This is a genomic window from Thalassotalea sp. PLHSN55, assembly GCF_052030545.1.
In the GTDB taxonomy this organism is placed as follows: Bacteria; Pseudomonadota; Gammaproteobacteria; order Enterobacterales; family Alteromonadaceae; genus CANMXU01.
In genome coordinates this window covers 125,148-143,382 of sequence record NZ_JBPDIH010000007.1, presented here as the reverse complement: position 1 = coordinate 143,382, position 18,235 = coordinate 125,148, and the positions used below count along the sequence as shown (strand labels likewise).

At 39.2% G+C, this 18,235-nt stretch carries 20 protein-coding genes; 7 read left to right on the top strand and 13 right to left on the bottom strand.

Translation table 11 applies throughout. The annotated features are described in order from the left end of the window. Positions 1–179 precede the first annotated feature (179 nt). Entirely contained in the window at positions 180–1,538 is a 1,359-nt protein-coding gene (trhP, locus tag ACRRSQ_RS14755) for a prephenate-dependent tRNA uridine(34) hydroxylase TrhP (protein ID WP_440876525.1), read from the top strand. 124 nt (positions 1,539–1,662) lie between these two features. Here trhP and ACRRSQ_RS14750 read toward each other — a convergent pair whose 3' ends face one another. Together ACRRSQ_RS14750 and ACRRSQ_RS14745 are read right to left on the bottom strand one after the other, a co-directional pair. Continuing rightward, complete coding sequence (locus ACRRSQ_RS14750; protein ID WP_440876524.1) at positions 1,663–1,986, bottom strand: hypothetical protein; 324 nt, start codon at positions 1,984–1,986, stop codon at positions 1,663–1,665. A gap of 89 nt (positions 1,987–2,075) precedes the next feature. Continuing rightward, positions 2,076–2,507 carry a hypothetical protein gene (locus ACRRSQ_RS14745; protein ID WP_440876523.1) on the bottom strand — a complete coding sequence of 144 codons (432 nt, stop codon included), beginning with the start codon at positions 2,505–2,507 and terminating at the stop codon, positions 2,076–2,078. A gap of 188 nt (positions 2,508–2,695) precedes the next feature. Between ACRRSQ_RS14745 and ACRRSQ_RS14740 the strand changes: the two genes are divergently transcribed. From ACRRSQ_RS14740 to ACRRSQ_RS14725, 4 genes are all read left to right on the top strand, one after another. Next, a complete protein-coding gene (locus ACRRSQ_RS14740) occupies positions 2,696–2,890 on the top strand; it encodes a (2Fe-2S)-binding protein (protein ID WP_440876522.1) in 195 nt (64 codons plus the stop codon). Positions 2,891–3,187: 297 nt separating this feature from the next. Then, positions 3,188–3,661, top strand: coding sequence for a bacterioferritin (gene bfr, locus ACRRSQ_RS14735; protein ID WP_440876521.1), 474 nt, complete (start codon positions 3,188–3,190; stop codon positions 3,659–3,661). Between the two features lies 1 nt (position 3,662). Then, complete coding sequence (gene bfr, locus ACRRSQ_RS14730) at positions 3,663–4,130, top strand: bacterioferritin (RefSeq protein ID WP_440876520.1); 468 nt, start codon at positions 3,663–3,665, stop codon at positions 4,128–4,130. A 205-nt stretch (positions 4,131–4,335) separates the two neighbouring features. Continuing rightward, positions 4,336–4,584: a YfhL family 4Fe-4S dicluster ferredoxin gene (locus ACRRSQ_RS14725; protein WP_440876519.1), complete on the top strand. Its 249-nt coding sequence runs from the start codon at positions 4,336–4,338 to the stop codon at positions 4,582–4,584. A 132-nt stretch (positions 4,585–4,716) separates the two neighbouring features. Here ACRRSQ_RS14725 and ACRRSQ_RS14720 read toward each other — a convergent pair whose 3' ends face one another. The 8 genes from ACRRSQ_RS14720 to ACRRSQ_RS14685 all read right to left on the bottom strand — a co-directional run bounded on the left by ACRRSQ_RS14720 (position 4,717) and on the right by ACRRSQ_RS14685 (position 14,122). After that, positions 4,717–5,943 carry a hypothetical protein gene (locus tag ACRRSQ_RS14720; RefSeq protein WP_440876518.1) on the bottom strand — a complete coding sequence of 409 codons (1,227 nt, stop codon included), beginning with the start codon at positions 5,941–5,943 and terminating at the stop codon, positions 4,717–4,719. Positions 5,944–5,951: 8 nt separating this feature from the next. Next, positions 5,952–7,610 (bottom strand): vWA domain-containing protein, encoded by a 1,659-nt coding sequence (locus ACRRSQ_RS14715; protein WP_440876517.1) that lies wholly within the window; start codon positions 7,608–7,610, stop codon positions 5,952–5,954. A gap of 2 nt (positions 7,611–7,612) precedes the next feature. Beyond that, positions 7,613–8,629, bottom strand: a complete 1,017-nt coding sequence (locus ACRRSQ_RS14710; protein WP_440876516.1) for a vWA domain-containing protein — start codon at positions 8,627–8,629, stop codon at positions 7,613–7,615. Further along, complete coding sequence (locus ACRRSQ_RS14705) at positions 8,629–9,132, bottom strand: DUF4381 domain-containing protein (RefSeq protein WP_440876515.1); 504 nt, start codon at positions 9,130–9,132, stop codon at positions 8,629–8,631. Before ACRRSQ_RS14705 ends, ACRRSQ_RS14710 begins: the two co-directional genes overlap by 1 nt. After that, a complete protein-coding gene (locus ACRRSQ_RS14700; RefSeq protein WP_440876514.1) occupies positions 9,132–10,076 on the bottom strand; it encodes a DUF58 domain-containing protein in 945 nt (314 codons plus the stop codon). The genes ACRRSQ_RS14705 and ACRRSQ_RS14700 overlap by 1 nt, the downstream gene beginning before the upstream one ends. Before the next feature lie 14 nt (positions 10,077–10,090). Beyond that, entirely contained in the window at positions 10,091–11,086 is a 996-nt protein-coding gene (locus ACRRSQ_RS14695; RefSeq protein WP_440876513.1) for an AAA family ATPase, read from the bottom strand. A gap of 114 nt (positions 11,087–11,200) precedes the next feature. Next, entirely contained in the window at positions 11,201–12,532 is a 1,332-nt protein-coding gene (locus ACRRSQ_RS14690) for an anaerobic sulfatase maturase (RefSeq protein WP_440876512.1), read from the bottom strand. Between the two features lie 66 nt (positions 12,533–12,598). Continuing rightward, the gene (locus tag ACRRSQ_RS14685; protein ID WP_440876511.1) at positions 12,599–14,122 is read right to left on the bottom strand and encodes an arylsulfatase; all 1,524 of its coding nucleotides are present in this window, start codon (positions 14,120–14,122) and stop codon (positions 12,599–12,601) included. Positions 14,123–14,312: 190 nt separating this feature from the next. Between ACRRSQ_RS14685 and ACRRSQ_RS14680 the strand changes: the two genes are divergently transcribed. Then, complete coding sequence (locus ACRRSQ_RS14680; RefSeq protein ID WP_440876510.1) at positions 14,313–15,146, top strand: LysR family transcriptional regulator; 834 nt, start codon at positions 14,313–14,315, stop codon at positions 15,144–15,146. A gap of 273 nt (positions 15,147–15,419) precedes the next feature. Here ACRRSQ_RS14680 and ACRRSQ_RS14675 read toward each other — a convergent pair whose 3' ends face one another. Together ACRRSQ_RS14675 and ACRRSQ_RS14670 are read right to left on the bottom strand one after the other, a co-directional pair. Beyond that, positions 15,420–16,163, bottom strand: a complete 744-nt coding sequence (locus ACRRSQ_RS14675; RefSeq protein WP_440876509.1) for a hypothetical protein — start codon at positions 16,161–16,163, stop codon at positions 15,420–15,422. Further along, positions 16,160–16,798, bottom strand: a complete 639-nt coding sequence (locus ACRRSQ_RS14670; RefSeq protein ID WP_440876508.1) for a 4'-phosphopantetheinyl transferase family protein — start codon at positions 16,796–16,798, stop codon at positions 16,160–16,162. Before ACRRSQ_RS14670 ends, ACRRSQ_RS14675 begins: the two co-directional genes overlap by 4 nt. A 308-nt stretch (positions 16,799–17,106) precedes the next feature. On the opposite strand from ACRRSQ_RS14670, the gene ACRRSQ_RS14665 reads away from it, so the two are divergent. Then, positions 17,107–17,487 carry a hypothetical protein gene (locus ACRRSQ_RS14665; protein WP_440876507.1) on the top strand — a complete coding sequence of 127 codons (381 nt, stop codon included), beginning with the start codon at positions 17,107–17,109 and terminating at the stop codon, positions 17,485–17,487. Positions 17,488–17,547: 60 nt separating this feature from the next. Here the strand turns inward: ACRRSQ_RS14665 and ACRRSQ_RS14660 are convergent, their stop codons facing one another. Beyond that, positions 17,548–18,180 (bottom strand): hypothetical protein, encoded by a 633-nt coding sequence (locus tag ACRRSQ_RS14660; protein ID WP_440876506.1) that lies wholly within the window; start codon positions 18,178–18,180, stop codon positions 17,548–17,550. Positions 18,181–18,235 lie beyond the last annotated feature (55 nt).

Genomic DNA, 18,235 nt, shown 5'->3' with positions numbered 1-18,235 from the left:
TGTCATCATTTAATTTGCTAATTTTTCAACAAATTATCATTAAATTTTAAACAAACTGTTTTGGTGTGCATTTTTCGTACAATTAGTTGCACAATTTATTGCGCTGAATCAACCGCTAAACTTGCGTAAATAGTGCGCTGCTCTTAAAATACGCGCAAATTTGTCGAGTTAGTACCCTTATGTTAAAACCTGAACTTCTCTCTCCTGCTGGTAGCCTTAAAAATATGCGTTATGCCTTTGCTTATGGCGCTGACGCCGTATATGCAGGCCAACCTCGTTATTCACTTCGCGTTCGTAATAACGAATTTAACCTTGAGAATATTCAAATAGGTATTAACGAAGCACACGAATTAGGTAAAAAATTCTACCTAGTTAATAACATTGCGCCACATAACAGCAAGCTTAAAACCTTCTTAAAAGATATTGAACCAGTAGTAAAAATGGGGCCAGATGCCTTGATCATGTCTGATCCTGGTTTGATCATGATGGTACGTGAACAGTTTCCTGACATGCCGATTCACTTATCGGTGCAATCAAATACGGTTAACTGGGCAACGGTTAAATTTTGGTATCAACAAGGTGTTGTACGGGTGATTTTATCGCGTGAATTATCCCTTGATGAAATTGAAGAAATTCGTATGCGCTGCCCTGAAATGGAAATTGAAGTATTTGTGCACGGCGCATTATGCATGGCCTATTCAGGACGTTGCTTGCTATCTGGCTATATCAATAAACGCGATCCTAACCAAGGTACCTGTACTAACTCTTGTCGTTGGAAGTATGACGTGCACTCAGCTTCAGAAACAGAAACCGGTGATGTTATTGCCAACCCTGTTGAAATTATCATGCCGGAAGAAAAGCCAATCGACGATATTGTTTTATTACAAGAGCAAGGCCGCCCTGGCGAATACATGCCAGCTTTTGAAGATGAACATGGCACTTACATTATGAATTCAAAAGATTTACGTGCCGTTGAGCATGTTGATCGCTTGGTGAAAATGGGTGTGCACTCACTAAAAATTGAAGGCCGTACTAAGTCTTTTTATTATTGTGCCCGTACCGCGCAAATCTATAACCAAGCAATTTTAGATTCGATGGGTGAAAAGCCATTTAACCCACAGTTAAATACCGATTTAGAGCATCTTGCTCACCGCGGTTATACCGAAGGCTTCTTACAGCGTCACCGCCATGGTGATACACAAAATTATGACTACGGTTATTCAAAAAGTGATACTCAACAATTTGTTGGTGAAGTTGTCGGTAAAAATGAACAAGGCTTAATTGAAATTGATGTTAAAAATAAGTTTTTAACCGGCGACCAACTTGAGCTAATGACGCCAAAAGGCAATGTTACCTTTACCTTAGAATATATGGAAAATAAAAAGGGTGAAGAAGTGACTGACGCCAAAGGCTCTGGCCATAAAGTATTTGTAAAACTCGATACCGAGCTCGATTTAGCCTTTGGCATTATCATGCGCTATTTAGATGAAGGTGGCACAACTCGTCATCCGTTTGCTCAAAATCAAGCCGATAAATGATCTACTTTATAACCGCTGAATTTGTCTTCGATAAACTCAGCGGTTAGCTAAGTCCTTCACTCCCCAAATACCTTAAGCTATGGGCAGCTAGCGCCATTTATTCGCGTTTTTAACTTGCAGCTTGTCAATTTTCTACTGCTTGTTTTTGCTCACCTTTAAATACATATAAAACCTTAGCTAAAACCTGCCTTTTACTTACCGGTCCGATTTTTTCAATACTGTGGTAGTTATCGTTTTCATCTCGGCTCCAGATAAAACCATACTTATCAATCACAGTAACTTTCTTAAGCACTTCACCATAAAAATGGTGATGAATGACAATAATACTATTTACACTAACAAAAAGTGAGTTAAACCAATGATTAACAAGAATACGACTGCCTTGAGGTATAATCGGTGCCATATTGTTATCAGTAACTTTTAAAATTTTAAATCCTAAAAAACTCATTTTAAACTCCTTGCTAACGTATTATTCAGCATCTTTAAGTACGGGTTATTCCATTAAAAATTAGAAATTAAAAGCACATAGCTTACTTGTTAGTGAATGCCAACATCGCTTTCATTAACTAACTGCTTCACTTCCATTATCGCAGTAATGCAATGATCACAAATAGGGTATTTGTTTCTAAAAAGCGTAATTGGCGTTAACGTTGTTTTAATCGCTTCAATAATCATCGTCATTGTATGTTTGGGTAAATGGCGAGCCTGAGCTAACAACAGTACGCGTTTATGCGCTAATACTAAGTATTGAAAAGAAGTTTTATGCTCACCTTGCATTTCATGCAAAATAGCAAGGTTATGATTGGCTGTGATCCAAGCATTTAACAGCTGTTCATTGGTAGCGTCTTTTTCCCATGACTCACTTAGCATGACCTCTGCTGCTCGATAAGCGTTTTCAGCCAAATGCCATTGTTGCTGGTTTAAGTAGTTATTTCCTGCCACTAACAGTGTTTGCCAAGGTTGCATCATTCTTCCTTTAATTTTGATCTTACGATAAAAGAATACTCTCTATAAAACCCAAACACAAGTGAGAATCATTATCATTTAATGATTTATATCTCAGTGTTGATTTATTGACCTTAATCAACTTATTCTTATTGATAATCATTCTTGTTTAGTTTAGCATTAGACCCAAGTTAAACGAGTTGAGAAAAGATATGTACGTTTGTATTTGCCATGGTGTTACTGATTCACACATAGAAGCTGCGGTTGATAACGGCAATGAAACTATGCGCGATTTAGCGGCAGAATTAAAAGTTGGTACGCAATGCGGCCAATGTTGTTGTTGTGCCAAAAAAGTGCTTAATAATAAATTAATGCAAATAGCGGAAGCACAACCTAACGTTGCTTAACATCGACTGCTCTCCACTCATAATCTTGCTCCTTCTTTAACAGCAATAACTACTTTGTACCGCGAATAAAGACCACCTAATACTTTTCACTTACTCAGTGTTTACCACCTGCATTCCAGTTTAGATTCACGTTAAAACAACGTACTAACTGCAATGAACAGCAATAGCAATAATTATCATTTCTACTCACTTATTTACTGATGTTATATCAATGTTTTTATTAGGTTTATTTAATCTTGCAGCCTTTAAATATGCCTCTATACTAACATGACATTTATCACATAATGGAACACACGCATGAAAGGCAATGCCCGTGTTATTTCAACACTGAACCAAATTCTCACACTCGAACTTTCATCGATTAATCAGTACTTTTTACACGCCCGCATGTTTAAAAATTGGGGCTTAGAAAGCTTAAATAAAAAAGCTTATAAAAAATCAATTAAAGACATGAAACAAGCAGACGATTTAATTGAACGCATTTTATTTTTAGAGGGTCTGCCTAATTTACAACAGCTTTGTAAGTTAAAAATAGGCGAGCACAGCGAAGAAATGCTGCAATGCGATTTAGCCTTCGAACAAGAGCAAATAGACGCACTACGCGATGCCGTCGCTTTATGTGAGCAAGAACAAGACTATGTTAGCAGAGAGTTACTTCGCGAGCGTTTAAATACCGCAGAAGATCATTTAGATTGGCTTGAAACACAACTGTCTTTAATCAGTAATACGGGCTTAGAAAATTACTTACAATCTATGATGGAGGAGAAATAACATGCAAGGTAAACAAAAAATTATTGACCTGCTAAATAAGCAGTTAACCCTTGAGTTAACCTCTATGGATCAATATTTAGCCCATGCTAAAATTTATGAAGATTGGGGTATTAACAAACTTCATGAACAGTTAAACCATGAACATGAAGAAGAATTAGATCACGCCAAACGGTTAATTGAGCGTATTTTATTTCTTGAAGGTAAAGCCGATACTGTGTCTCGTGAACCAGTTAACGTCGGTAGCAATGTTAAAGAAATGCTAGAAAACGACCTTGCCGCCGAGCATATCGTCGCAAACAGTTTACGCAGCATTATTACCGTGTGTGAGCAAGAGCAAGACTATATTTCACGCGATATCCTGCAAGAACTGTTAAATGATACCGAAACCGATCACATTTATTGGCTTGAGCAACATTTAGGTTTGATTGAGAAAATTGGCCTGCCTAATTATATTCAATCGCAAATGTAAGCATAGCAGCGCTGCAATTAAAAAATTCAAAGGGTTAGTGAAAATATCACTAGCCCTTTTTTATACTTGCTATAACGCCCTTACCACCTGTTTATGCAACAGATTTTCTATTGGTTATACATACATCGGCTATGCTATAATACGCGCCCGATTTTAGCTCGCTAACATCAATTTATCTTAATTATCGCTTGGAACAACAAAACTTATGGCATTAAAAATATTAGACTCGTGTATCAACTGCGATATGTGTGATCCTGAATGTCCTAATGAAGCGATAGCCTTAGGCGAAGAGATATATGAGATTGATCCTGAAAAGTGCACTGAGTGTGTAGGCCACTACGATAAACCAACTTGCGTTAGCGTATGCCCAATAGATTGCGTAAAACCTGATCCCGACCACCAAGAAGATGAAGTCACCTTATTAGCTAAATTTATGCTAATGCACGGTGACTAACAGCTGTAAGCTGTAAGTCACAAGTTTGAAGCTATAAGTCTTAAGCTTGAAGCTTTTAACTTGTAGCTTTCCACTTTTAACTTCCCGCTTGTAGCTTTCCACTTTTAACTTCCTGTTTGTAGCTTTTTCCTTTTAGCTAATTATCCGCGAACGGCCTATTTTCTTAATTTGAAACCAAATAGATAAAAACAGCGATGTTTTCTCTTTGCCCATTTGCAGCTCAACTTTCTGGGCTTGCTCAGCCAGCGCCTGCTCGTCATTGATAAGTTGCATGCTGCCAGTAACCATACGGTTATGACGATACAACAAGGTGCGCGCTACGTTCCATTTCTTACTTTTCAGTGTCGCCAACAAAATAATAATCGGCGGTAATGGTCGCGTTTTATAATAACGTTTAATCGCATAAATACTGGCAAGTATTCCAGCTATAGTAAGAAAAATGACAACCGCTTGTTGCCAATAGGTTTTCACTAGCGAACTGAAGGTATGCGCTACCGCAAGTGTTTGTCCTTCTAAGGTTATCGTTTCTAAGGTTTCTGATTCAGTATTCCAGAATGAAATACTCAGCTCTGGTAAGGTTACTGAGCCACCTTCTTGTAAAATATAAACACTTTCTTCGGTTTTCTTCGCTTTATACTCACCGCGGTTTGCGCTATCAATAAAGCGTACTGGTTTATTATAGCGTTGATAATTATCATCTATTTTTTCGGTCATTAACTCCGGTAATAACACCGAAATCGCGTCGCTGGCATCCATGGTTATGGTACGAGTTACCGCATCACCTACTTTGAGCTTTTCGCTCGAGAACTGCCATTCTTGCTCTACGGCTAACGACTTTGCCGCAAGCCATTTTTTCCCCTCAGTTAACTGGCCACTGGGCAGGTGGGCATTAAAAGATAGAGGTTTAGTAAATAAGGTAACGTCTAACGGCTTGCCATTTTTGTCGATAACTTGAGCATGCACCGGAAACTCTGGCAGGGTAATTTTTCCTGACGCTAATGGGTACATCACCAGTTCCCAGCGCTGAATAGACCAAGTGGTGTTTTTTACACGTTCGGTATAGTTCATCGCCATTTGATTGCGCTGTTTTATCAACACATTCGGCACATCAACCAAACTAATTCTTGTGCCCTCACTAAAACGCCTTGGGGTTGCTACCTCTAACGTTAAAATAACTTGCTCTTTAACGCTGTAACTTTGCATAGCTTCTTGTGGTTCAAGCCCAATCCACGCAGTTAAGGTAACATCGCCTTGGCGAGTCAAATCTAGGTCGTTGCTGTTTGCATGCGCAGGCGAGAAAAGTCCGTTAAGGATAACAACAACTAAGCTGATAATGACGAGGTTTATTTTGTGCAACATATTATCCCCTATTTACCCGCATTTTGCGCACGAAGCTGCAGTTGAAATTTAGACGCCAAAAAACGACTTGGATCGGCTTGCACTCGCTTAAACCATTGCTCAACCATTTGTGGGTCTTGCATCAAGTCAGCAGCACCAATTTTTTGTTTTAAAACTTGCTCCTCAAATACTTCTTCATCAGCACCTTCAGCGGTTTGTGCATCTTCTTCTGCTAACTCAAATGATGTCACTTCTTGGTTGCTTTTTTGACTTTTACTAAAGCGATTAATTTCACCAATAAGATCATCAAGTATCTTAAAATTATTTGCTACTTTCACTTTTAATGCCGCATCAAGCGTATCTTGCGCTAATAGATCGCTCAGCATTTTTCTAGCGGCTAAATATTCCCGTTGGCGAGATAAAGCTGAGGCGGTATAAAATTGCCCTAACTGGCTGTCTACCTGAATAAAGTAGCTATGGGCAATGGTATATTCTGCGCCGTAGTAATACGCTTTTCCTTTTTGCATTGGATCAGTATATTTTTTTGCAGCCCCAAGATAATCACCTTGTTCAAATAAACGTTGCGCTTGCTGATCGGGTGTTAACCATAAATCAAGCCAAAACTGATAGGCTTTATCAAAAGTTGTCACTTCTTTAACCACCACTTCTTGCTCAGCTCTGTAATACGTTGACGCTGCCATAACGTCAATGGGTGTCATACTCGGTAAAAGTAAAGCGCCAACAAAACACCATTGCACTAACCAACCTTTTCTGAACCAAAACAACAGTAGTATGCAACTTGGGAATAAAAGCATATAGCCCATATCTTGCCATGGCATGGCAGACTCGCCTGTTAGTTGCATTTGCTTTTCAATGGCACTATTGAGTTTGTGTACATCACGATTATCAACAGTGACCTCAATTAACTTACCATTGGTTGCGCTGGCAAGTGCTTTTAATGAGTCGATATCAACAGGTCGCTGTGAAACAACATCTTCATTACCCGCCGCTAAAATAACCAGTTGATAAGGGCGTTGGGCAAAAAACTGTTCATATTCGCTAAGCGCCTCTGGGCTTATGCCATCAGAGATAAATAACACGCTACTGCCAGCCACATTGTCGAGCTGCTGGTCAATTAACGGCAGAGCCGTTTGGGCGAGCTTACCTTTTCTTGGCATAATGCTAGGCTCAATGGCAGCAAGAAATGGCGTAAATACTGCGCTGTCTTGTGTTGCAGGCATGGCTGTGTGAGCACTACCGGCAAAGACAACTAAGCTATTTTTACCGCCACTTTTTAGTTCAAGCAGTTCTTCAATTTTATGTTTTACCCGCTCAATACGACTAGGCGCTAAATCGGTTTCTAACATCGAATCGCTATTATCAAGCACGATCACCATCGCCGCTTTATCTTCACCAAAAGGAGAAGCTTCGCGCTGCCATGTTGGTCCTGCTGTGATTACAACACCTAAAATAACAATTAAGGTAAGCAATTTAAGCGGCAATTGTTTACGCCAGCCTTGTTCATTAATTGTTAATGCGTCACGTAAATGCGCAGGTAAATTGGCACTAATATCTGACTCTGACGCTTCTTGCCAGCGTAAATAAATTAACCAAGCAAGTGGTACTAACAGCAAAAGCATCAACGGGCGAATAAAATGAAATTGACTGATCCATAACGGTAATTCCACAACTACACCTCCGTTAACTTATTTGCCATCGCTTTACGACGTTTATATACAGCAGCAGAAAAAGCCGCTAAATGCATTATCACAACAATTAACACAGGAAAATGATGGATAGACTCTTTCGGACGGTAAGAATTACTTTCATATAAAAGCGGTTCAAGCGAGCTAATTTGTGCATACGCTTGCGCCAGCTGATCGTTATTAATCGCTTCAAACGCCTTACCGTCAGCTTCTTGGGCTATTTGATTAATGGTATTCATATCCATGGCTTGTTCGCCGACAGTATTTGGGTCGCCCATTGCGATCATATGAATGCGAATGCCTTTTACTGAAGCAATTTTGGCGGCATCAACCGGCTCAATAAAGCTGCCGGTATCGTTACCGTCGGTTAATACGATCATCAGTTTTTCTTTAGCTTTATCTTGCGTGCCCTTTTCAAAGGTTTTGATCGCAAGACCAATTGCATCACCTAAGTGGGTACTTTGTCCGGCCATAGCAACTTCAGTTTGATTCAGTAAATTTAACCAAACATCTTGATCGGGGGTAAACGGAGTTTGCACAAACGCGGCATCACCAAATAAAATAAGCCCTAAACGATCCCCTTCACGGGTTTTAAGAAACTCTGCCAATACTTGTTTCGCTGCAGCTAATCGGCTACTTTTTTTGCCATCTAAGGTGGTAAAGTCTTCCTCGCTCATTGAACCTGACAAATCAACCACCACCATGATGTCGTGACCATATCGCTCACGTTTTTGCACTTCACCTAAAATGGTCGGTTTTGCTAAGGCCGTAACCAATAATAACCAAGAAATTAATAGCGTTGCTTGCTGCCACCATGCACGTTTAAGTTGGCTAGCACCTTCTGTTGGTACTTCCCCTAACGCTTCTAAAACGGCAGAAAAGAACGGGACTTTAATCGCACTGCGTTTGCTTTTATATGCTGGTACAAATTTGTGGATCAATATAGGTAGCGGCAGCAATAAAAAAAATAACGGATACGTAAATTCAATATTCATCGACATTATTGCTCGCTCCTTACTTGATGGCTTTCAAGCCAGGTAAGGCAAAGTTGTGTAAGTTGCTGGTTTTGCTCTGGCGTTAAGGTAATTGAAGAAACGAGTAACGAGTCTAACCAATGTTCACCCAAGGAAGAGCTAAAGTTAAGTTCGCCCACTTGCGCATTAGTTGCTTGGTATTGATCTAAACAAAGCAAAAAGTCACGACCAAAAAGTGGCGCATGCAATGAATTTATTTGCACCAGTGCTTTTTTCATAATTGAAAATAATTCGTTGCTTGCATTTTGTAAACTGCTATCAAGCTGACCAATAGCTGATATGGCATCACGGCGGTATTTATTTTTTCGCCAGAGCAAAAAACGTTGATAGATGACGTAACCAAGCCCGCATAAAAGAGCTACCAGTAAAATCTTCCAACCCATGGTTTGTGGTAACCAACTGACAGATTCGGGTACGGTAACATCAAAAAAATCTTTTAATAGATAGGAACTTGGTGGTTTGTGTTCCATTATTTCTTACCCCCTAAGGCGCGAATAAATTGCGCAATATGATCGCCAGAGGTGTTCAATTCAATTAAAGGTAAATGTTGCATTGCCATCAAACGCGTTAACTGAAACTGTTTTTGCTGATGCTGCTCGATAAGCTGCTGGTTCGTTTTATTAATTTTATGGTGTGAGTCGAGCTGCAATTGGTGTGTACCATCGCCCATTACCCAAGGTTTGCTTTGCAAGTTTTTCGGGATCGCTTGTTCAAACGGATCAGTCACCATTAAACTCAAGACATTGTTATGCCCTTGTAAGTGTTTCAAACACTTAATATCATCTTCATTGCAATCGGCCCAATCACTAATGATCACTAGGGTGGAAGCACGAGGTTTTAAGCGGCTGATCGATTGTAATAAATCATTAAAGCTGACATTGTCAGCATCACTACTTTTTACGTTTAAAGCTTGGTTGGCTTCACTTAACTGTTTAAGGTTTGCCAATAATTGGTGCTTAGAACGCGATGATTTGCTCGAGGTGATTTTATCGGAACTGGCAATAAACCAACCTAAACGATCACTGTCTTTTAAAACTCGCCACGCAAGTACTGCGGCAATTTCAGCGGCAACCACCGACTTCATCACCTCAACAGAGGAAAAAAACATTTTACTGCGCTGATCTACGCAGATAATAACGTTTTGGTCTTTTTCTTCACTGTAACTGCGCACGTACGGTTTGCCCATACGAAAGGTTGTTTTCCAGTCAACATTACGAATGTCATCGCCCAATTGGTAGTGACGTAACTCCTCAAAGTTTAAACCTCGACCTCGAAAGTTAGCGACATGGCGACCTGACATTATGCTGCCGGATGGTTTATTCATCCCTTGCATGCGCTCGCCCTGTGCCTGTAGGCGCATTAACTGCGAATAGTTGCAGTAAATTCGAGCATCAAACTTTGCCGTTTCTCCCACTGCCCATTAACCCCTTAACCAACTTCTACATGATCAAGTAATTCTGTGACGACATCTCGTTGACTTACGCCATCAGCTAATGCGTCATAAGAAAGGATTAATCTATGGGTAAATACCATATCGGCAATAGCACGCACATCATCAGGTAATACATGGTCTCGACCAGCAAGCCAAGCGTGAGCACGTGCGCATTTATCAAGGGCTAAACTTGCACGCGGACTACTACCAACCGCAATCCATTTTGACAAATTAGCATTCGGGTAACGTTCCGGTTTACGTGTCGCCATGACTAGGGCAACCATATATTTTTCAACAAGCTCTGATACTTCAATTTTTGACACTTCAGCACGTGCTGTATAAATATTTTCAGGATCAATAGTTACAGGCTGTTGAGTTTCTTTTTGCTCATCTGAAGCATTATTTTCAGCATTTTCTTCAGCGCGTACTAAGCGAATAATATCTTGCTCGGCTTGATCGTCAGGGTAATCTACAGCAACCTTTAACATGAAACGGTCCATTTGCGCTTCAGGTAACGGATAAGTACCTTCTTGCTCTATGGGGTTTTGCGTGGCTAATACCATGAATAAACGCGGTAGAATGTGGCTTTTATCGCCAACGGTTACTGTGCCTTCAGCCATGGCTTCAAGTAACGCAGCTTGTACTTTTGCAGGCGCACGGTTAATTTCATCCGCTAAAATAATATTATTAAAAATTGGCCCTTGTTGAAAATGCAATTCAGGCTTGCCGTCAAGTTCTTGATAAATTTCAGTGCCGGTAACATCTGACGGTAATAAATCAGGCGTAAATTGCACACGGCCAAAGTCAGTTTGTAAGGCTTGAGCAAGCGCTTTAACCGAACGCGTTTTCGCGGTACCAGGTAAACCTTCAAGTAAAACATGACCATTGGTTAATAAGCCTAATACTAAAGCTTTAACCACATGGCTTTGTCCAACGACAGAGCTTTCAACTTGCTGAATTAATTGCGCAATGGCTTGTTGTGATGAATTCATTTACCACTCTACTCTTTAACAAAATTATTTAGTGAATAAAATTATATTGGCTAACACGTTAATTACTAGTGATTTAATTGCTAGCCAATAATTTTAGGATGACGATTAGAAAAGTTATTTATTAGTCATTTGTGCGATTTTAGTTAAGGCATCTTTGTCTTTTTCAAGCAAGACACCAATACCGGCTAAAATAGGCTTAGAGTGGTCATAAAAAGCGGTTAGGCCACTGCATAAATAATTTAAACCTTCTTCACCATCGTGAGTTTTTAACAAACGGTTTTTAGGACATTCACCCCAGCACAAGTTTAAGTGCGGGCATTCACGACATTGTTTTGGCAGTGAGTCACGTTTTGCTGTACCAAAGCCATGTTGACGAACAGAAATCGCCATTTCATTTAAAGGACGCTCGTTAACATTACCTAATTTGTATTCAGGATAAACATAATGATCACAGCTATACACTGCGCCGTCGTGTTCAATCGCTAAACCTTTACCGCAAAATTCAGCCGTTGTGCACAATTGTGAAGGTTTACCCATTTGCTGGGCAACTGCCGTTTCAAATAAGTTAACCAATACACGACCTAAATCGTTATTGACCCACTCATCAAACACAGTGATCAAAAACTGCCCCCAGTCGTCAGCATCAACTGACCAATCAGTAACGACTGACATTAAATGCCCAGGTTTAGCCAACTCACTGCCTTGGGTTGGGATCATGCTTTCATTCCAAAACTGTGGCGCAGTGGTTTTAAAGTCTGTCGGTTCAACCACAGGCGTAAATTGCACGTAGGTAGCGCCGAGCTCTTGGGTTAAAAAGCGATACACTTCTAACGGATATTTTACGTTGTGACGGTTCACCACCGCTAAGGCATTAAAGTTAACTTTATGCTTTTTCAATTTTTCCACGCCTTTCATCACTAAATGAAAGGTTGGTTTGCCACTTCGTGTGACGCGATACTTGTCGTGTAACTCTTGTGGACCGTCAATTGATATACCTACAAGGAAGTCGTTTTTGGCTAAAAACTCACACCACTCGTCATTTAATAAAATGCCATTGGTTTGTAAGTCGTTGCCAATTTTCACGCCAGCAGGCTGATATTTCTTTTGCAGCTCAACAATTTTTTTGTAGTAATCAAGCCCTAATAAGGTAGGTTCACCACCCTGCCAAGAAAATACAATTTCTTCGCCATCTTGACTCTCAATATAGCTCTTAACAAATGCTTCTAAGGTGGCGTCATCCATACGCACTTCTTTTGGTTGATGAAGCAAGTCTTCTTTATGAAGGTAAAAGCAATATTGACAGTCAATATTACATTTAGAACCACCCGGCTTTGCCATAACATGGAAGCGGCGTTCATAACTTGGGTTTGCAGATAAGTCTTTTACAGCAGTTTTTAAAGGGGTAACGCTTAATTTGGTAGACTGTTTAGTTAAATGGGTTTTCATATAGAACCTCTACTACTTATTATAAAAGTGGCGCTCTATAGCGCCACTTATCATCATTAAAACATATTACTCAGGAACGAAGCTACCTGCTTTCATTCGTGGAGGGAAAGCTGCGAAAGATTGCATTACTTTACCTGCTTCACGCGCTGCAACACCAGACATTAAGAACGCATGCTCGTAGTACCAAGTTTGGTAACCGATACCTGAATCACCACGTTCGAATGGGTCAATGCTTAGGTCGAATAAAAACGGTGCACGTAATTTAGTTAATGGCATTTTCCATAAATCCATACCTTTTTCAGTTTCTTGGATCATGAAGTGGAATTTCCACTGCTCATAACGTAGTGCTAATAAATCACCATCGTCACTCCAGTAAACAAATTCTTTACGTGCTGACTCATCAGTTTTACCTGTTAAGTATGGTAATTGGTTATAACCATCTAAATGTACTTTGTAGTCACGCTTACCAATTTTCTTACCTTTAAGTAAGTCTTGTTTCACATCAGTGTCACCAGCGGCAGCAGCTAATGTTGGTAACCAATCTTCTAAAGACATAATGCCGTTGAAGTTTGTGTTTTCAGCGATTTGACCTTTCCACTTAACAATAGCAGGAACACGGAAACCACCTTCCCAACCTGTGTTTTTCTCACCACGGAATGGTGTCATACCAGCATCAGGCCAAGTAGCAATCATAGGACCATTATCAGTTGTGTAGATAATGATAGTATTATCTTCAATACCTAAGTCTTCAACTTTCTTAAGAATGTCACCAACTTGCTCATCGTGCTGTACCATACCGTCAGCGTAGAAACCAGCACCAGTTTTACCTTTAGCTTCATCATCAATGTGAGTGAAGTTATGCATACGTGATGGGTTAACCCAAGTAAAGAAAGGCTTGTCAGCTTTTACTTGACGTTCCATGAAATCTGAAGCTGCATCGATGAATTCACCATCAACAGTTTCCATACGCTTTTTAGTTAATGGACCAGTATCAGAGATACGACCGTCAGCGAAAGACTTGATTACACCACGAGGGCCGTAACGCTTAGAGAATTCTGGATCTTTTGGCCAATCTTCATGCTCTGGCTCTTCTTCCGCATTTAAGTGGTATAAGTTACCGAAGAATTCGTCAAAACCGTGGTTAGTTGGTAAATGCTCATCACGATCACCTAAGTGATTTTTACCGAATTGACCTGTTGCATAACCTAAGTCACGTAAAATAGTTGCTAATGTAGGATCTTTTTCCGTTAAACCTTCTTTAGCACCTGGCATACCTACTTTAGATAAACCAGTACGCTTTGGCATTTGACCTGTGATGAAAGCACTACGACCCGCTGTTGAGCTTTGTTGTGCGTAGAAGTTAGTGAACTTTGCACCTTCTTTAGCAATGCTATCAATGTTTGGCGTATTGTAAGCCATCATGCCTTGGTTGTAAGCACTGATGTTCCAGTAACCGATATCATCAGCCATAATTACTAGGATGTTTGGTTGGTCTGCTGCTGTAGCTGCAACAGAGGTTGCGCCCATCGCTAAAGCGCAAGCACTTAGTGCCATTTTTTTCATCGGAAATTTCCCGTTAGTTGGTGTCATTTGAATCTCACTTATATGTCAGTTCATAACTAAAAACAGAACTAAAACTTATTAAATCTGTTTTCTATAAATTCGTAAGTAAAGATAAACTATAAAACCAAATTTAACTAGAAGCCCCAGAACATATGATATATGCTTGAGACGCATACATCGAAAAAACCTTACACTTTACTTACAACTAGAGGTGAAAATGTTATTTGATTTAAATTTGATCAAACCGTTTCTCGCGGTATATCATCAGTTGAGTTACAGTAAAGCAGCTGAACTTATCGGCTTAAGTCAACCAGCAACTAGCCGCGCAATTCACCGTTTAGAAGACACACTTGGTTACAAACTCTTTGTCAAAAAAGGACGAGGAATTACCCCTACCAATAAAGCAGTAATGTTAGCCAACGATTTTGAAAGCGCCATTAATATTATTGAGAACTCTGTCGATACCAAAAAGCAATTTATTATCTATTGCCATGAGGGGTTATTATTTCACTTAAATGGCTTGCCAATAAAGTTCTTATCGCCACCTTCGAGTCAATCTAAAATGATAGAGGATCTACGAGCAGACAAAGCTGATTTAGCCATCGATCATGTTACTGACAATGATCCTTCTTTTGTTATTGAAACCTTAGGGGAAACAGAAATGGTCGCGGTTACGTCAAAACATAATCAAATATCTAAGTTTGATGAAGAAACATTTTATTCATTGCAACATGTATTAACCAAGTCTACACGCCACGGCATGAGCTTTTTTGATTTACTGGTTGAATCGCCTAGGCCTCGTCACGAAAAATACATTGCTGACTCTGCCATGACGATGCTGACCTATGTATCGATTGACCATAGTACTATTTGTGTTGCGCCTAGAATTATTGTTGATATGTGGAAGGAAGCATTAAATTTAAAAACATTTACGATCCCATTTGAAATACAAAAAGCGCCGTATCAATTAATTTATCATCGCCGCTACGAACATAATGAAGAGCATAAAAAATTGCGGGAAGAGATTAAGGCGCGCATTCCCAAGCATTAAAACAGTTAGGTACTAATACAACTAATTGCTGCTCGCTACCAAAGTGGTAAAACAGATGTTTACTAAAAACTTAACCTTTATTTAACAAAACCTAGTTAAAAACGACACTATAGAAAATAAAGAATACGGTAAAAAATACTTTGCCATTACTCCAGCTGCGCTGCAAAAACGTTATCGACCTAAGTAGCAATAAAATCAACGCCTTACCTAACTTATGTCGTAATTAGCCTATAGCTCAATCAGTTATCACAGTTTAGTTACAACATAGTTTAGTTACAACATAGCGTGATTATATTGATAATAGTAAATAGGCCAATGATGGGCTGAGCCCTGATAGTCATAATCTTTCTTGAACTTTGTTACATCGACACCATCACTATTAACTGGCGCTCGGCCACTGCCAGGCACATTATCTTCAGTGTCATAATAGGTGGTACTTTTATCGGCGCAACCACCAAAATGATTAAGCCCATAGTTCCAAAACAAACCACCGTATATTGACACAGGATCCAAATAAATCGTTTCCACTAATACGTTTGGAGCATATGCCTTAGATGTTTCACACACTCCATAATTGACAAAAGCCCCGCAGCTATGCCCGATGGCGGTTATTTTTTTTAAAGTAACATGACTTGCCATCTGTTTAGCCAATTTATTGCCAATTCTCCGGCCATTTACCGCACAAGTAAAAGCATTGTCGGCATAATTTGACCAATTAATTGTTATTACCTGTTTATTAGGATGCTCAGTTTCTAAGCTAGTTTTCAATGCTTGTGCCCATGTTTGATCTGAGTCTTTTAAGCCGTGGGAAATAACAATCACCTGTTCAGAGGTTATTTTGGGAACCTCAATACTGTATGACTGAAAAGGCCAAAAAATATAGAGAAAAAGCACTAACGAAACAGCTAGAAATGAGACTATAGGAAAATAAAGTGCAAAAAACAGCAACCAGAAGGTAATAGCATTAGGGTGGCGTTGATAAAACTTACGCCCATAAATAAAAAGAGTTCGCATCATGAAATACTCTCAAAAGTTAACTTTTTATTAGCAGGGTAAATTAACGTACAGATAGCGTTTTTTAATTTAATGGTCAACGCACTCACTCCCTGTCGTAATAGAAACTCATGGCTATCTTTTAAAAATAATTGTGTTAACGGCGTTTTAGTTGCTTTTGCCAACGCTTCTTTTACTGTCCAATAGGAATAAAACGCACACTTAAGATTGTCGGCACCCGCAACCTGACGTTGCTCGTTTGTAGAAAAACTAATTTCAGCGAGCGCTAAAAAATCACGTTCACGCGCTAAGCACTCAATATCAATGCCTAACCGCGCGCTTATTGACCTAGAATAGGCAATAGCGATATGAGTACCTGAATGACTAAGTGAAACCCATGCCAAAAAGCAGCCGGAATGTATCGCTTTAATCAGCTTATTTTCATAGTCAAATACCAATTCTATATCGTTCGTAGTTTTCGAAAAATGTTTAGCTAAGTGGTATTTAATAAAACCTCTGCTTGCTAAAAACTGCTGCTGAGCTTTGGTGCTTTTTTTATGTTTATAGGTAGCTAATTCTCGCTTACTTAATTGCTCAGGTAGCAATAAATACTGCTTAGCCGCGCTTGTTATTGCTAAAAATATTTCGTCATTTTCCATTTAAATTTTACTACCTAACCTGAGCTCGGTTTAAGAGATGTTTAACCAGTTAAAATATATCATTCTATTTTTCATGTTAACATCTAGCTTGTTAGTTTTGCTTAATTCAAGGCAAATTTACGCGTCAATAGCTGGCCTATTGCAAGTGAATTTAACGCGGAAGTAAGTAAAAGTAGCCGCTAGAGAAATATTTGTTAAACCGAACTCAGGTTACCTAGTTATAATTTTCAGTTTTTAATTGATTTGCACTTTATTGAAAAATTAACCTAGCTATAATGCCGAGCAATATGTGCTTATTAAGGAAAAATATGAAACATTTATATATCGCTATTCTCACAGTTTTACTTGTTGCCGCCTGTAAAACAACACACCCAATCTACAATGCAACGGCAACCGTTCCGGTAAATGTATCAACAGAAGTCATGGAGAAGTCGATTAAAACCGCTTTAGTTTATAAGCGATGGAAATTGGTCTCTCAACAAGACAATGAAATCACTGCAGGAATTCATGTTAGAAGCCATTATGCCGAAGTCAAAATTAGTTACAATGCAAACACCTACAATATCGATTATGTACGCAGCATTAACTTAGATTACGATAGTGAAAAACAAGGCATTCATAGAAATTACAATAAGTGGATAATGCTGTTAGAGCAAGAAATTGAAAGAAACCTACTTATGGCAAAATAATGCCATAAACTCTAATTGATTTTTACATAAAAAAGAGCCCTGTTGGGCTCTTTTTGTTAGTTACTGGATAGCTTTTGTTAAGCCATCGTCAACTTGTAAAGTTACCGAGTCACGCTTGCTTTGATCTTTGTTGTGCCAAATAGGGCTATATTCATTAAACATGTCTAACAACTCGCCAGATTTGCTAGAATGCCATGCAAATACTTGCTCATTTGGCTCTGTCATCGAAGACTCTTTAAGCCACTTTTTCAGCTTTTCACCATTAACATCAAAATCTTTACTTTCTGAAATTTGCTTAAAAGGCGTTAATGCAAATCGAGCTTTCCATACGCCCATTCTTGGTCTGATTATACTGTAATACACTTTGCCAGCTTCAACGTGTGCTTTCATAAAGTCAGCATTTTCACCAATGATCATAAACATATGTTCACCAGGCTCTACATATTCAACCATTTTTTCTTTTGGTCCTAAAATGCCGACAATTTCACTTTTTCCTTTGTCATCCACTTTGACTAGTGGCGATGTTATTGCACCACCAAAGCTCGACGCCCTTAAAAATACAATCGCGGCTTTATCACTTTTAACGATACTACTATTGGTTTCAACAACGGGATTAGAGTACTTCCCCGTTGCACTACAACCACTTAAGATAAGTATTGAAATAATACCGACGAGTTTTAAATAATGCTTCATTTTTTCTTCCTTTTATTGTGCATTGATAAATAATTATTTTGCATATAACTAATTT